Genomic DNA, 14,729 nt, shown 5'->3' with positions numbered 1-14,729 from the left:
ATAGACACCCACACTCGATCAAGGTCCAGTCAAAACCCATCCCCATCCCCACCGCGCCTTCCCCAAAGGGGATCAGCCTACCTCCCCAGCGCCAAGATGCAGGTCTTCTGCGCAAGGAGCCTTGGTGTATAGCCCTAAGTTCGCGGCCTTCGGTGGCGCATGGATGCGCGAACCGCAGCGAAGCTGCGGCACCGACCGAGCCCGGACGGCGTGCCGCTAACTTAGGGCTATACACCAAGGCGATCCTCGCATAGACTTAGACCAAAGCCAGTTCATGGAGGAATTGCTTTGAAATCTCTCGGCATTGACATCGGATCCAGCAGCATCAAGGTTGTTGAAGTGCAGTCCACTTCAAAGGGCTTTCAAGTAACTCAGTTCATGGAGCATCCACTCGGAATTTCTCCAGGCGCTGATCAGGAGCTTGAAATCCTTGAGTATTTGCGTGACCTCTCCAGTCTTTATGACCCGTCACAAACTCGTTTTAACTTTGCATTGCCACAAAATCGTGTGGCGATCCGAAACAAGTTCTTCCCGTTCAATGACCGTATCAAGATCTCCAAATCTCTGGCCTTTGAGCTTGAAGAAGACCTGCCGTTTTCATCTGACAATGCCATCTTTGATGCCAAAATCATCCGCACGGTAGGTTCTGGCGCGGAAGTTCTGGCCTGTGCGGCGCCGAAAATCCATGTGCAGAATCTGATTCAGCGCGCGCAGGATTCCAACATGGATCCATTCATCATTTCCTCTGAAGGCACGTCCTTTGCGAACGTGTTCGAACGCTGGAATGAAGCCCCGCCCGCTTTGGCGGCCCCGGCGCTGGGTTTGGATGAAGAGGTAAAACCGGTTCGTCAGATCAGCATCACTTTGAATATCGGCCACAGCCGCACCCTGGTGTGCGCTTTTGAAGGCAGTTCTTTGATTCAAGTGGGTTCTATCCTTTGGGGCGGTAAAAATATCGCTGATGCCATCGCCAAGAAATACGAAATTCCGTACATCGAAGCGATCAAAGAGCTTCAGACCAAAGCTTTCATTCTGACCAACAAACAGGGTGCCACTTTCGATCAAGTCACATTCTCGGACACAATTGCCAAGTGCGTCCGCGAAATGGCGCGTGATCTGCAACTGGCGATTCTGGAACTGAAGAGTGAATTCAACGCCCAGATCAACAACATTCACCTGACCGGTGGTGTTTCCCAGATTCAGAACCTGGGCCCGTTCCTGACTCAAGTTCTGGAAGTTCCGGTGAACCGCGTGTCGGTTCTGGATCAGATCCCGAATGTGAATTTTGAACGCTCGGCTTATCACGGCGCTGTTTGCGGTGTGGCTTTGGGGCTGGCAATTGAAGGCTTCAAAAAACCAAGAAATCCGCCTTTGAACTTCCTGCGTGGTGAATTCGCCAAAGAAAATCACCAACTGAAAATGTTCTGGGAAAAATGGGGTTCCACGATCAAAGTGGCGACGGCGGCTTTGGTGGTTCTGTTTGTGTATTCCTCCCTGCGTGAAAGCTTTGCTTTAAGCCTTGCCGACCGCACTCAGGAAGTGCTGAAGTCCCAGGCCAAGTCCGTGGCGGGACTGAAAGGCCGTGCGGCTTCTGAAAACGGCATTCGCAAGTACATCCGTGACAACAAAAAACGCGCCGCTGATCTTAAGACTCTGGCCAGCGTTGCCAATATGAATTCCGCCCTGGATATCGCCAAAAAGATCAACGATGCGGCTCCGCCGAAATCCTCGATCACTTTGGACATCCACCAGATGGCGATTCAGGATGCACAGGTGACCTTGCAGGGTTATGTGAACTCTCCGCGCGAGATGAGCCTGCTGCAACAAGCCCTGACCAACGTTTCCACAGACGGTCAGGTGAAAAGCGGCCAAAGCACTTTGGGTACTCTGCCCGGCCGCACCGCTTTTTCATTCAGCTTCAATGTCGATCGCAATGTTGAGAAGGTGACAAGATGAGCAGTTTTGATGATTTGAAAGAAAAACTTGTCAGCGACGCCCGTGTGACCTGGGAACGCATCCAGGAAAGTGGTGCTTACAACCAACTGCGCGACCGCTATGAAAACATGACTCCGGCCATGCAAAAGCTCACGTTGGTGGGTGGCGTGGCGCTGGTTTCTTTGATCATCCTGTCCATTCCCTACGGCAAGTACACTCAGTCCAATGAATACGTCAGCGAATTTGAAAGCAAACGCATGACCATTCGCGAGTTGCTGAAAGTCAGCCGCGAATCTTCGGAAGTTCCGCAAATTCCGCAGGCACCCAGCATGGACATGATCCGCAACAATATCGACAACCAGATCAAAGCGGCGAATCTGCTGCCGGAACAAATCAAAGGCACCGAGATTCAGGAAAACAACTCCAATTTGGTTCCTAAGAATCTGACCGAAGGTCTTTTGCAGGTCAGCCTTGCAAAGCTGAACATCCGTCAGGTGCTGGATCTGGGTTATCAGTTCCAAAGCATCAATCCCAGCGTGAAAATGAAAGACATGGTGATGACCGCCAACCGCGAGGACAACCGCTATTTTGACGTGGTTTACAAGCTGGTGGCCCTGGCCGTCCCGGCGGCTCCGGCACCGGAAGCCCCAGAGCCGCCTTCCCGCGGCAACCGCTTTAAACGCAATAACAACAATGACAGCGGGGACGAATAATGGAGCAGTTTCGTCAGTTGCTGAAATTGATCCGCGAAAGCAAAGGCAAGATCTTTGTCATGGTGGTTTCCGCCCTGGTGTTTGCTTTCCTGCTGTTCCCGTTTGATGACCTGAGTGATTTGATTTCATCCCAGGTGTCCCGTCTTTCCAACAACTCCGTTTACGTGCAGTTCGAAAAGCTGAAAATGAGCCTGTTCCCGCAACCGGGTGTAAAAATGGATCAAGTCTATATTGAATCCATCAGAACTCCGGCGATCTCGGCGACGGAGCTTGTGATCACCCCGTCTGTTCGCGGCCTGATTCAGCAAAAACCTTACGGCCATGTGTCTGCGAAGGGTTTGTTGAAAGGGGACGTCGATGTTCAGGTGGGTAAAGGCAGCAAAACCGAAAACGGTGCCGAACGCCACAAGATCGAAGTCAGCGCGAAGAAGATTTCCCTGCATGATCTGCGCGAAATGGCGAACCTGCCAATTCTGCTCAAAGGTCAGTTGAATCTTGAGTCGACGGCTTTGGCTGATCTGACTTTCCAGGAACAGCCTGATATCGAGATGAATCTTTCCATCAATCAGTTTGAACTTCCCCCTTCCAACGTGAACACCCCGATGGGTCCATTGACGTTGCCGGATCTGAAACTGAGCACGGTGGAACTGAAAGGCCGTCTGGCCGCCGGACAGTTTGTGATTGAAACTGGTACGATCGGAAAACCAGGTGATGAGCTTTACGGCACTATCAAGGGCAAGATCGGCCTGACGATTGTGAATCGTGGAAACTCTTTCGGTCATCAGATCGGCGCCTACAATATCGAAGTGGACCTTAAAACCAAACGCAGCTTCCAAGAGCGTGCGGCTTTGTTTTTGACGTTCATTGATGGTTACAAAACACCGACTTCCGAAGGATCTCAGTACAAATTCAAGGTTTCCGCCAGCAACCCTATGATGCCGCCAAGCATCGGAGCTGTGCGTTAGTCCGATTTTTAGATCCCCCACCAGCCCCGCTTAAATTAACTTGATGCGGGGCTCTGCCTAAATATTGCTCACCCTCTTCACAATACAAATCAAGAGCGAAGTCCTTATTGACTTCAACCCGGTTCTGACAAAAAACGGACTGGTAAATTAAGTGGAGGGAATATGTCCGGAGTAAATAAAGTTATCCTTGTAGGCCGTTTGGGCGCTGATCCTGAAGTTAAAGCTATCGGCAGTGGCAGCACTGTGGCGCGTTTGAACCTGGCTACAAGTGAGTCATGGGTAAAAGACGGTCAACGCCAAGAGCGCACTGAATGGCACCGCATCACTGTATGGGGCAAATTGGCTGAGATCTGCGGCAAACACCTTTCCAAAGGCCGTCAGGTTTACGTTGAAGGCAAATTGCAAACTCGTCAGTGGGAAGACCAACAAGGTCAAAAACGCTACACGACTGAAATCGTGGCTTCCACAGTTCAGTTCCTGGGCGCAGCTGGTGGCGAAAAGTCCTCTGGCAACTCTATGGGTAACGACGATTTCAACTTCCAAGATTTCGGTCCGGAGCCTAGCTTCAACTCTAACGACGAAATTCCTTTTTAGTCCGCCCCGCGGGCAGAGCTGGAGCGTCGGAGACGCGTAAGCTGAAGCAGCATTAAATTAAGCCTAAAGCCCTGAAGTAATTCGGGGCTTTTTTTTTGCCTTTTAAGTTCTTATAATTAAAGGGCTATGAAAAGTTTCATGCTTTCCTCCCTTTTTGTGGTTTTGCTCAGCGGTTGTACAATCTACCGCTCGGAGGGTCGTAAGCAGTTTGAATCCGAAGCTCCGGGTAAAGTCGCTGCCGCCTCTTTCCAGTTGGTCAGCTGCAAAAAAGAGGGCAAACTTGAAACCTGGTTCAACGAGGAATTCCCTTCTCACACCTACGAACTTGTTCTTTCAGAAACAGATCTGGAGATCTGGCGTACTCACCGCGGTGAAGTGGTTGAAGTCAAAGCTTTGCAAAAAAGCGAAAAGGCCACGCAGTCCTGCATCTATCAGTTCGCCAATGAGACCGTCTGGACACTGTACAAAGATCAATTCATCCGTGAACTTGAAAACAACCTGATGACTCTGGAATAGAAGAGGTCCCCGAGTGAATTTCAAAAACCAGCTGTGCGCATTGAGTCTTCTGCTTTGTTTTTCCTCGACAGGCCTTGCCGCATCGGTTTCTGCAGTCAAAGGGCAAAAAGTTCTGATCAACCTGGATGGCGATACCACCGAGGTGGGTGAAGAGTTCTATCTGATCAACCCGTCCACGCAAAAACGGTCGGCCATCATTCGCATCAAACAAGTCAAAGGCACCAAAGCTCTGGGCGAAATCGTCCGCGGCAAGGCTGCCGACGGCTTTACTTTGCAGGCCAAAGCTCCGTCCGCCATGTCGGCTGACGCCCCTCCAGAAACGCCCGAAGAGGCTGCCCCTAGGCAAACCAATGCCACCGGCTATTTGCGTGTCCTGAAGGATTCCTGGGGCGTTTTGGGCGGCTATATGATGAACTCCATGGACGCCGAGATCACCTATCGTGACAGCTTCGGCATCAGCCAGAAGGCTTCCGCCAGCATGTCCGGCACCGGCTTTGGCTTCGGCGGCTTTTATGACTATGCCCTGAACAACAGCCTGGTGGGCCGCGGGTATGCGGCGATGGAACAATTCAACGTCACAGGCAGCACCACCGAAGCAGCTTGTAACAGCAGCACCACGTGTGATGCGAAAATCAATTATTTGTCTTTGTATGGTCTTTTGAAATGGTACCCAATTCAGGACAAGTACCGTGTGTGGCTTGGTGGTGGCATGGGCTATCTGCTGGCGCTTTCCAAGTCCTCCACTGCGTTGAATGAATCAGAAATCTCCACCAATCAGGTCTTCACTTTCGGAGGCGGTTTGGACTGGCAGATGGATCGTAAAAACTACATTCCGGTCAGTATCGAATACAACATGTTCCCGGCTTCCGACACTGTGAAAGCCAGCATGATTGTGATCAAAGCCGGATGGGCCTGGAATCTGTAAAAATACATCTTATTTCGGAGTCAGTAATTCCTGAATTGATAACCCGTTTATCAATAGATTCTCATTAGATTTCAAAAGTTGACCCCTGCCCGCTTTAATTTTAGAAACCACGCCAGTTCATTAAAACCTCAATTTAGGAGAAAACATGAAAAAATTCGTACTGGCACTAATGATGGTTCTTCCGTTCTCTGCACAAGCCAACCAAGACCTGGTTCTTGATGGCGAAAGATGGTTGGCAAAATTCACAGCTTACGTTTGTGACGATGGCAACACTCAAACAGCCACTCCGGTTGATATCTCTTCCCGCAACATCATCTTCACCACTGCATCTGCAGACTACTCTTTGGACAACATCCTTCTTAAGGCGACTTACACGGAAGGTGACTCCACTTGCAACTACAGCACTTTGATGTTGGCAGACAACGCTCTTTGGACAGTTTCTTTGGTTAACTCCAAAGCTTATGCGACTTCCGGCACCTCTGACTGCTCTGCTGGTAAAGCTTACCTTGATCAATTGCTGGCGAAAAACGACTACAAATACCTTCACGGTCGCGTAGCGGTTTACGTTCCAGTTTCTGACGCTCAAGACCTGTGCGATTCTGACAAAGTGGGTATCCACATCCAGGTTACTGGCCGCGTAAAGTAATTTTACCGCCACCCTGACCGGTAAACCTCAAAAACTCCCATACCTAAACGGATGGGAGTTTTTTTATTCCCAAGCCTCCCTCACAAAGACCCTCCAATATTTTCTCAATACGCTTACATCCACTCTGAAAACTTGCCCCCTCTGTCGCCCCATATTAAAACCAACCGATCCTAAATGACTCTTATTCGCAGGAAGACTTTGTGAGCGGACGGCTTTTTAAAAATCTCTATAAAATCCACATATATGTGGGCATTTTCGTGGCCGTACATCTGTTCGTTCTGATCCTGACCGGAACCGTGCTGATTCTGAAGGACGAAATTGAAGGCAATGCAGGTCACGGCGAAGAACACCACGCCGAGGTGGTTCCTGCCCTGGACGCCCACCTGGAAAAAATCCTGCAAAAGTACCCCGGGGACCGCCCGCAGTCCTTCAACATCGAAGAGGCCGATCACGATGTCGCGCAACTTCGCATGGGTCATAACGGCGCAAAACTTTTTCGCGAATCCCACCGCGTGTATTTCAACGTGCACACGGGTGAAGAGGTCTCTGCCCCGAAAAAATCTGACGGCGTGATGGACTTCATCCTGCGCCTGCACCGGGAGTTCCTGCTGGGTTCCAACGGCAAACTGTATGTCGGCTTGATCGGCGTGCTTTATGCCTTCACTTTGCTTTCCGGATTCTTTATTTACGGAAACTTTGCGCGCAAAACAAATTTCGGCGAAGTTCGTCGCGGTTCCACCCGCGCCACCATGGGTGATCTGCACCGCTTTATCGGCATGACCGCCTTTGCGTGGAGCTTGATGATCGGCGTGACCGGATCGTTCCTGGGCTTTTCCTCCACCCTGATCAAAGTCTTTCAGTACAGTGAACTGCAAAAGCTGAACGTTCAGTATCCAACAGCTCCGCAGGCGCCGCTGGCGTCTGTGGACAAGGTGATCGCTTCGGCGCAAAAAGCGCTCCCGGAATCCACCTTCGACTTCATGGTGTTCCCGGACACGCAGTTCTCGCCTCCAGGGCACTTCATGGTGCTGATGCATGGAAACACGCCGATGACCGAGCGTCTGGTGGAACTGGTCATCATTGATGGGGTCACCGGTGAACTGACCGAAGTGCGTCAGCTTCCGTGGTATCTGAAAGTGGCGATGCTGTCAGAGCCTCTGCATTTCGGAAACTATGGCGGTCTGTTCCTGAAAATTTTGTGGGTGATTCTGTCTGTGGCCTCCTTAGTGATGCCGGTGTCTGGAATTTACATCTGGTGGAACCGTCGTCGCAAAAAAGCACCCGCCCCTACTGCCAAAGCCACTTCCGTGCAGCCATGGAAAGGGGCCTTGTTTAAAAAAATCTACACCGTGCCGGCGATCCTGTCCGTGTTTTCGACTGCGGCGGTGATCGGAAGCTTCCTGATTCAGGGGGCTCTGAACACGGTATTCGTGGCCGCTCTTGTCGTTCCGGTATCCATCGTCGTTTACTTCCTGATCTCGTGGTTGAAAAAGGGAGCTCAATGAAGAAACTGAGCGCCCTGGGACATTTAAACACCACCACTTTCAGCGCCATCCAGATGATGACCTTCACCTTGATTCCGTTCATCGCGGAAAAAGGGAGTTTGAGTTTATCTTCTGTGGTGCTGAGTTTCAGCGTGGGCAGTTTTTTGTTCCTGTGGTCCAGCCCCTTCTGGGCATCTCGCAGTGACAACTGGGGCCGCATGAAGGTTTTGTCTGTCGGCATGCTGGGACTTTTCATTTCCACCGCTATTCTGACGGCTGTGCTGATGTCACCGGGGGCTCACTGGGTGAATGAGCTGGCCGTATGGGGCAGTCGCCTGCTTTACGGTCTGACCGCCGCTGCGATCGTGCCGGTGTCCCAGGCTTTGCAGATTGATCAGCACCCGGAACAAACTCCATTAAAATCCATGCTGTCCAATTCCATGAGCCTGAATGTCGGCCGCGCTCTGGGCCCGTTGTACCTGCTTTTGGGTGGTGGTTCCAATATGCTTCTGGTTTTGCAAAGCACGACGGCGTGGGCGTTGGTGGTATTTGGCTTAAATTTACTTGGCATCACACAATCCGAAGCTCCGAAGGCCACAAAAACTGAGCGCATTTCTTTGCTTGAGTGGAAGTCCGCTTTGCACCACATCGCCGATATTTTTTCGCTGGCAATCTTGTTCACAAGCTTTGTGGGCATCTTGAATTTCTCTTTGGCTTCCATCTTGAAAAAATCTTTCGATCTGACTTCGGTGGATTCCAGCGTGCTGATGGCAAAACTGCTTTTGGTCAGTGCGATTCTGGCCGTGATCACCCAAGCCCTGGGTAAAGTGCTTTTCAAAAATCCATGGCAAGGCGCCATGATCGTGGGTGTAGCCGCCTTGTTGGGGGCAAGCCTGATTCTGGGTCATCTGGGTGACTGGTCCCAACTATGGGTGGCGATTGTGCTTTTGTCAGTGGGGCTTTCTTTGATTCCCCCTTGTTATATGGCCCTGATGGCAACACGTGGGCCGGAAATGCAGTTTGGCCGTCGTGCCGGGCTTGCCGCGGCAGCCAACACCCTGGGTTACACCTTGGGTGGCGGCCTTGCGGCTTTGACTTTTAAAATGGATCTATTCGGCATTGAAAGCGTGATGACCGCGTTGGTTGTGGTCATGGCCCTGAACATTGCCCTTCTTTACAGACGTCGCGAGGCGGTCTATGCATAACTTCAAAGAACTTTCCCTGAAACACACGGTCTCTTGCTTTATGAATTCCCTGTTCCGGGAATATCAGAATTTTTCTTTTGAAGCAGGAACCACCCCGGAAAAAACAGCTGTCATTTCGGTGGATCTGGAAAATGGCATGGAGGTTCTGATCCCGTTAAGCAAAAAATCCCTGTTGGGGCGCCACGAATATGTCGGCACCTTCTATCTGCGCCAGGGTGCTGAACTGAAATCCGTGGACTTCAATCAGGCCGTGAATGAGCTTTTGACCTTCCTGTGCAAACACTGGGAACAGGATCTTTCCAAAAAAGACCTGTTCATGGGGCGCCTGGAAAACAGTCTGCACAACATGGAGCTTTCCCTGAAAGCCCGTGAAAAAGACATCGAACACATCTATTCCGGCAAGGTCAGCTTTATCGAAGCCGAACAGGGCCTGATGATCGGTCACAACTTCCACCCGTATCCAAAAATGCGCGAAGGTTTTGATGACCGCGATTTCGAAATTTACTCGCCAGAAATGGGCGGCCACTTCCCGCTGCACTGGTTCTTTGTAAAACCCGAAGTTCTGCACGTGCAAACCGCAGAAGCCTTTGCCACCAAGAACTGGACTGAGAAACTGTTCCAGGCCGAAGGCGCGGGCCGCATCCCTGAGGGCTTCATCGCATTCCCCGTTCACCCCTGGCAGCGTCAGCACCTGCTGAAAAATGCCACTGTTCAGTCCTATTTTGAAAAGGGTCTGATTGTGGACGCCGGCGCGCCTTCCACAAAAAGCTGGCACCCGACGTCTTCGCTGCGTTCGATCTATGGTGCTCACAGCCCGTACATGCTGAAGTTTTCTTTGACCGTGCGACTGACAAACTCCATCCGTCATCTGACCGATGTGGAAGTCGTGCGCGGCCTGCAAGTGTACGATGTGATGTCGACCACCGTCGGAAAGAAATTCCTGAACGAAAATCCGCAGTTTGAAGTGATCTTTGAACCAGCCTTCGCCGCACTGAAAACCGCCGATGGCAAAGTCATCAACGAAAGCATCGTGGTCTGCCGGGAAAATCCGTTCCAGCAGGAAATCCCGGGCGAAGAAAATATCGTGGTTTCCACACTGGCCCAGGACAATCCGTTGGGTGGCGAGACCCTGATCTGGAAACAGGTGCAGAAGCTTGCGAAAGACTCCGGTAAAAACCTGAAAGACGCCAGCCGCGAATGGTTTAAGCACTATATGCAAGTGGCACTGCAGCCGTTTATCACAGCCCAAAGCGAATACGGTATTTTGCTGGGCGCGCATCAGCAGAACATGATTTTGCGTATTTCCAGAAACCTCCCAGTCAAAGCGTACTTCCGTGACTGTCAGGGTACGGGCTACAGTGAACACGGCTACAATCTTTATCACCAAGACGTGGCAAGCCTGACCCGCGAAAACGGTAATATTCTGGATAACAAGGGCAATATTCTTTTTGCTTACTATCTGCTGGTGAATTCAACCTGGAATATTCTGGCGGCCCTTTCACACCCTGAAGGAGCCAGCGAAGCTCAATTGACTGCCGACATGAATGATTTCATCAGAGGTCTGTACAAACCAAATCTGCCGGATACAAGTTTCCTGGATTATGTGACCAAAGATGCGCGCATCTGGCAAAAAGGTAATTTCATCTGCAGTCTGCAAAGCCTGAATGAAAACACCGTGGCCAACCCCTTAGCTATTTATAATTTGATCGACAACCCTATTTCTTTCTCTGGAGCCCTGTCATGAACATCCAATTCTCCACTTATGCCTGCGCCACTGGTCAGGCGTTTAACGTACAAATCGAAAGCACAACGGGCCTTCTGAAAACGGACAAAGTTCAAGTCCCTTTCAAAGTTTCTGTCGACGGCGACAATGCCACCCTGACTGCTGAAACCGCTTCAGGTGTTGAGTCTTTGGCGATTCTGGAAGCACTCTTTAACAAAAACACTTCGTTGCAGTCTGTGACAGTCACCAACTCCAACCCGGAACTGCAAACCCTGGTGGGTGCGAAAGCGTCTCCGTTTGCCGTGTCCCGTGATGATTTTTTCCAACTGCGCCCTCTCTGGGTTCACAGTGGATTGACGGCGTTGACTCCGGAAAAATGGACCGTCACCAAAGAAGTGGCCCACCCGATTCGTCCGGCAATCACTGAAGGTCAGATTCTTTACCGCCGCACACTGGCTGACGGCAAAGTTTTGACTTTCCGTGTGGCGCATATCGAAAAAGACCTGGATGTTTTCCACGAATGGCACAATCAGCCGCGCGTTTTGAAGTTCTGGGAACTGGACAAACCCAAAGAAGAACTGCGTGATTACCTTGCAAAGGGTCTGAAAGACGGCCACCAGTTCCCTACGATTCTGGAATTCGACGGTGTCCCTGTCGGATACTTTGAAATGTACTGGACCAAAGAGGATCGCCTGGGACCTTACTATGATTCCGAGGCCTTTGACCGTGGTTTCCACTTCCTGATCGGTGACGTCAGCGTGCTGGGCTTTGCCAACACCGACGCGATCTTGAAGTCCGTGTGCCATTACCTGTTCCTGGAAGAGCCTCGCACCCGTAAAATCATGGCCGAACCACGCTCGGACAACGTCAATGTTCTGAAGTATCTGGAAACTTTCACAGCGTGGAAGAAACTCAAAGAATTCGATTTCCCTCACAAGCGTGCGGCGTTGCTGGAATGCCGTCGTGAAGCCTTCTTCGGGGGTCGTTACCTATGAGTTCGCAGGCCGACTGGAAAAACATCAATCTGCAGATGATTGCAAAAAGTCTGCAGGAACTCACCTATGAACAGGTGATCAGCCCCGTGGCCACCACCACGCGGGATGAATCCGTCGTCGGCCCTTATGAACTGACTTTGGCCAATCAGGCTGTTTACAAATTCAATGCGTGGCGCGGCCTTTGGACGGATCTGAAAGTCGATCCGGCGTCCATCACGCGCAATGGTGTTCCTGCTGAAAGTGCGGGCCAGTTCTTTATCGACAGCCAAAAAGAAACCGGCATGGATGACATTATCCTCGCTAATTTCCTGGAAGAAATGCACAACACTCTTTATGCGGACTTGCGTGTTCTGGAGCTGAACCGCCGGGTTTCTTCAGACGACATGACCAAATTCAGCGGCGAAAAAGTTCAGACCTTTCTAAAGGGGCATCCGAAAATCCTGCTGAATAAAGGCCGCATCGGCTGGAGTGCCGCAGATCAGGATCTTTACGGACCTGAAAACGCCAAACCGGTTCAGTTTTACTGGCTGGCGGTGCGCAAAACCCAAACTCTGGAAGGACTGGATGCCCGCCTTTCCTGGGATGACGTTTTGAACGAATGCCTTTCGGACAAAACGGCATTTGAAAAAGAGCTGGCCGCGAAAAACATCGCAAAAACCGAATACCATTTTGTCCCGGTTCATCCGTGGCAGTGGGACCGCTATATCAAAATTCAGTATGGAACGGATCTGGCCTGCGGTCACATTCACTTCCTGGGTGCGTTCGGAGATGAATACCTGCCGCAGATCAGTCTGCGCACGTTCAGCAATATCACCCGCCCCGGCAAGCTTGATATCAAACTTCCGATCACGATTCTGAACACTTCCGCCATTCGCGGGATTCCGGGCAAGTACATGCAACAAGGTCCTTCCTTGAGCACTGCCCTGACCGAGCTTTGCCAAAAAGATGACATCCTTCAAGGGGTCACCGTGCTGGAGGAAAAAGCCGGGCTGTCAGTTAGCCATGGTCTGTACAGCCAGATCGGCCAGGCCCCTTACCGCTATAACGAACTTTTGGGAGTGTTGTGGCGCCAAAGCTCGGACTTCCACCTTGCTGAAGGCGAAACCGCCATTATCGCTGGCAGTCTATTTCATCGCGACACCATGGGTAAGTCGCTGCTGGGCGCTTACGCCAAGGCGTCGGGGCTTGATATTGGCCAGTGGCTTTCCCAGTACTTTGAAAAAGTCTTTATCCCGCTTTACCACCTGCAGGCCCGTTATGGGATCGGCTTGGTGGCTCATGGGCAGAACGTGGTCATCCGTCTGAAAAACTCCACACCGGTGGGGGTCTTCCTGAAAGATTTTCAGGGGGATCTGCGCCTGAGTGATGACTCTGGCTCTCTTTCCGGCTTCGATCTGACCCGATTACCGAGACATTATCTGATTCATGATCTTTTGACTGGTCATTTAGTAACGGTATTACGTTTTATCTCTGAAACTTTGCAAGAATGCGATACATATCCCGAGATTGAATTCTATGCCGTTTTGGGTAGGACCCTGGAGTCCTATCTGGCGAAAAATCCGGAGATCAGAGCTTTGAACTATTTTGGCAAAATCGACCTTCTTCAGAACACCTTCCACCGCGTTTTGGTGAACAAAGTCCGCTTCAAAATCGGCTATGCGGATTCTGCCGAGCGCCCGCTGCCGATCCTGGGTGAAGACCTGAAAAACCCCGTGGCATTGGCTCTGAAAAAGGGGCGCGTATGAGTGAAAACAAACACTATGACCTGATCGGTATCGGCATTGGTTTGTTCAACCTGAGTCTGGCGGCCTTACTAAGCAAGACTCCGGATGTGAAATTCCGCTTCTTTGATCGCAAGCACCGCTTTGACTGGCACTCTGAAATCATGTTCGCGGATTCTGAAATGCAGACGTCCTACATGAAGGATCTGGTGACGGCCGCTGATCCGACGAACCCATTCAGCTTCATGAACTTCCTGGTTCAAAAGGGTTTGTTCTATGCGTTCCTGAACACCGGACGCCAGACGATCACCCGTCGTGAATTTGAAATGTACTGCCAGTGGGTCAGCCAGAACATGCCTGATCATCTGAGCTTTGACAGCGACATCGAGTCCGTTAACTATGACGGCAGCAAATTCATTCTGACCATCAATGGTGAAACTTTCACCGCCACCAACATCTGCATCGGTACGGGCCTGGTCCCGCACCTGCCGGAATTTGCTGAAGCTCTGGAAGGACCGGACGTCTTTCACGCCAAATCCAGTTATCTGAAACTGCTTGATGCCACCAACAAAGATGTTGTTGTCGTGGGCGGTGGTCAGACCGGTCTTGAAATCTTCCGCAACTGCCTGCAGGGCAAATGGGGAAATCCTAAAAGTTTGAAACTGATTGCCAGCCGTCCGAATCTGGAGCCGCTGGACAATTCTCCGTTTGTAAATGAATACTTCACCCCGGCTTATGTGAAGGAATTCCTGCAGTTGGGCCAGGATCAGAAAGATCCTATCGTGAAATATCAAAAACTGGCCAGCGACGGGAACACTCCGGAGTATCTGGAGACCTTGTACCGTGAGCTTTACCAGTTGAAACACGTCTGGGGTGACAAACGCGAGATCGAGATTCTGCCGTTCCGTCGTGTGACGGAGATGGCAAAAATCGGCGACCGCTACAAGCTGCACATCCAAAACGGCTTCAACGGGCAGTCCGAAACAGCCGCGGCTGACGCTGTGGTGCTGAGCACAGGCTTCCGCGTAAACATCCCGGCTTTGATTGATCCTTTGCGTCCGATGATCAATTTTGATCAGGACGGCCGATTCCAGATGAATCAGGACTTCCAGGTTTCCTGGAATGGATCTGAAAACAATAAAATCTTTGCGCTGAACTTCAGCCGCCATGGTCACGGGATTTCTGAGCCCCAAACCAGTCTGATGGCATGGCGTTCAGCCCGTATCATTAACAACCTGACCAAAAAGAGCATCTTCCCTATCGAGAAGGCTGTGCCCAACTTTATTACTTACATCTAGAGAGAAACA

13 protein-coding genes are annotated in these 14,729 nt (G+C 51.1%); all 13 read left to right on the top strand.

Going from position 1 to position 14,729, the window contains the following annotated elements; translation table 11 throughout:
* Positions 1-288: 288 nt before the first annotated feature.
* The 13 genes from pilM to ACZ520_RS07220 all read left to right on the top strand — a co-directional run bounded on the left by pilM (position 289) and on the right by ACZ520_RS07220 (position 14,720).
* Positions 289-1,956, top strand: coding sequence for a pilus assembly protein PilM (gene pilM / locus ACZ520_RS07280; protein ID WP_088565531.1), 1,668 nt, complete (start codon positions 289-291; stop codon positions 1,954-1,956).
* Positions 1,953-2,648 carry a hypothetical protein gene (locus ACZ520_RS07275; protein WP_088565532.1) on the top strand — a complete coding sequence of 232 codons (696 nt, stop codon included), beginning with the start codon at positions 1,953-1,955 and terminating at the stop codon, positions 2,646-2,648. The genes pilM and ACZ520_RS07275 overlap by 4 nt, the downstream gene beginning before the upstream one ends.
* Positions 2,648-3,613: a type II secretion system protein GspN gene (gspN, locus tag ACZ520_RS07270; protein WP_088565533.1), complete on the top strand. Its 966-nt coding sequence runs from the start codon at positions 2,648-2,650 to the stop codon at positions 3,611-3,613. Before ACZ520_RS07275 ends, gspN begins: the two co-directional genes overlap by 1 nt.
* Positions 3,614-3,775: 162 nt before the next feature.
* Complete coding sequence (locus ACZ520_RS07265) at positions 3,776-4,207, top strand: single-stranded DNA-binding protein (RefSeq protein ID WP_011164062.1); 432 nt, start codon at positions 3,776-3,778, stop codon at positions 4,205-4,207.
* 126 nt (positions 4,208-4,333) lie between these two features.
* Positions 4,334-4,723: a hypothetical protein gene (locus tag ACZ520_RS07260; RefSeq protein WP_088565534.1), complete on the top strand. Its 390-nt coding sequence runs from the start codon at positions 4,334-4,336 to the stop codon at positions 4,721-4,723.
* Between the two features lie 13 nt (positions 4,724-4,736).
* Positions 4,737-5,648: an outer membrane beta-barrel protein gene (locus ACZ520_RS07255; protein WP_088565535.1), complete on the top strand. Its 912-nt coding sequence runs from the start codon at positions 4,737-4,739 to the stop codon at positions 5,646-5,648.
* 145 nt (positions 5,649-5,793) lie between these two features.
* A complete protein-coding gene (locus tag ACZ520_RS07250; RefSeq protein WP_088565536.1) occupies positions 5,794-6,294 on the top strand; it encodes a hypothetical protein in 501 nt (166 codons plus the stop codon).
* Between the two features lie 200 nt (positions 6,295-6,494).
* A complete protein-coding gene (locus tag ACZ520_RS07245) occupies positions 6,495-7,799 on the top strand; it encodes a PepSY-associated TM helix domain-containing protein (protein WP_464127849.1) in 1,305 nt (434 codons plus the stop codon).
* The gene (locus tag ACZ520_RS07240) at positions 7,796-8,983 is read left to right on the top strand and encodes an MFS transporter (protein ID WP_464127848.1); all 1,188 of its coding nucleotides are present in this window, start codon (positions 7,796-7,798) and stop codon (positions 8,981-8,983) included. Before ACZ520_RS07245 ends, ACZ520_RS07240 begins: the two co-directional genes overlap by 4 nt.
* Complete coding sequence (locus ACZ520_RS07235; protein WP_416481103.1) at positions 8,976-10,727, top strand: IucA/IucC family protein; 1,752 nt, start codon at positions 8,976-8,978, stop codon at positions 10,725-10,727. Before ACZ520_RS07240 ends, ACZ520_RS07235 begins: the two co-directional genes overlap by 8 nt.
* Complete coding sequence (locus ACZ520_RS07230; RefSeq protein ID WP_464127847.1) at positions 10,724-11,701, top strand: GNAT family N-acetyltransferase; 978 nt, start codon at positions 10,724-10,726, stop codon at positions 11,699-11,701. Before ACZ520_RS07235 ends, ACZ520_RS07230 begins: the two co-directional genes overlap by 4 nt.
* Positions 11,698-13,446, top strand: coding sequence for an IucA/IucC family protein (locus ACZ520_RS07225; RefSeq protein ID WP_464127846.1), 1,749 nt, complete (start codon positions 11,698-11,700; stop codon positions 13,444-13,446). Before ACZ520_RS07230 ends, ACZ520_RS07225 begins: the two co-directional genes overlap by 4 nt.
* Complete coding sequence (locus ACZ520_RS07220; protein WP_088565541.1) at positions 13,443-14,720, top strand: lysine N(6)-hydroxylase/L-ornithine N(5)-oxygenase family protein; 1,278 nt, start codon at positions 13,443-13,445, stop codon at positions 14,718-14,720. The genes ACZ520_RS07225 and ACZ520_RS07220 overlap by 4 nt, the downstream gene beginning before the upstream one ends.
* Positions 14,721-14,729 lie beyond the last annotated feature (9 nt).

The sequence above is a fragment of the Bdellovibrio sp. BIS2 genome (assembly GCF_055398295.1).
The sequence above is the reverse complement of the archived record's forward strand: the minus strand, read 5'-3'. Positions and strand labels throughout refer to the sequence as shown.

What these genes read in the sequence shown, in the direction of transcription:
- ACZ520_RS07275 (WP_088565532.1), top strand. Translation starts at nt 1,953, where the DNA reads ATGAGCAGTTTTGATGATTTGAAAGAAAAACTTGTCAGCGACGCCCGT.
- gspN (WP_088565533.1), top strand. Translation starts at nt 2,648, where the DNA reads ATGGAGCAGTTTCGTCAGTTGCTGAAATTGATCCGCGAAAGCAAAGGC.
- ACZ520_RS07265 (WP_011164062.1), top strand. Translation starts at nt 3,776, where the DNA reads ATGTCCGGAGTAAATAAAGTTATCCTTGTAGGCCGTTTGGGCGCTGAT.
- ACZ520_RS07260 (WP_088565534.1), top strand. Translation starts at nt 4,334, where the DNA reads ATGAAAAGTTTCATGCTTTCCTCCCTTTTTGTGGTTTTGCTCAGCGGT.
- ACZ520_RS07250 (WP_088565536.1), top strand. Translation starts at nt 5,794, where the DNA reads ATGAAAAAATTCGTACTGGCACTAATGATGGTTCTTCCGTTCTCTGCA.
- ACZ520_RS07240 (WP_464127848.1), top strand. Translation starts at nt 7,796, where the DNA reads ATGAAGAAACTGAGCGCCCTGGGACATTTAAACACCACCACTTTCAGC.
- ACZ520_RS07235 (WP_416481103.1), top strand. Translation starts at nt 8,976, where the DNA reads ATGCATAACTTCAAAGAACTTTCCCTGAAACACACGGTCTCTTGCTTT.
- ACZ520_RS07230 (WP_464127847.1), top strand. Translation starts at nt 10,724, where the DNA reads ATGAACATCCAATTCTCCACTTATGCCTGCGCCACTGGTCAGGCGTTT.
- ACZ520_RS07225 (WP_464127846.1), top strand. Translation starts at nt 11,698, where the DNA reads ATGAGTTCGCAGGCCGACTGGAAAAACATCAATCTGCAGATGATTGCA.
- ACZ520_RS07220 (WP_088565541.1), top strand. Translation starts at nt 13,443, where the DNA reads ATGAGTGAAAACAAACACTATGACCTGATCGGTATCGGCATTGGTTTG.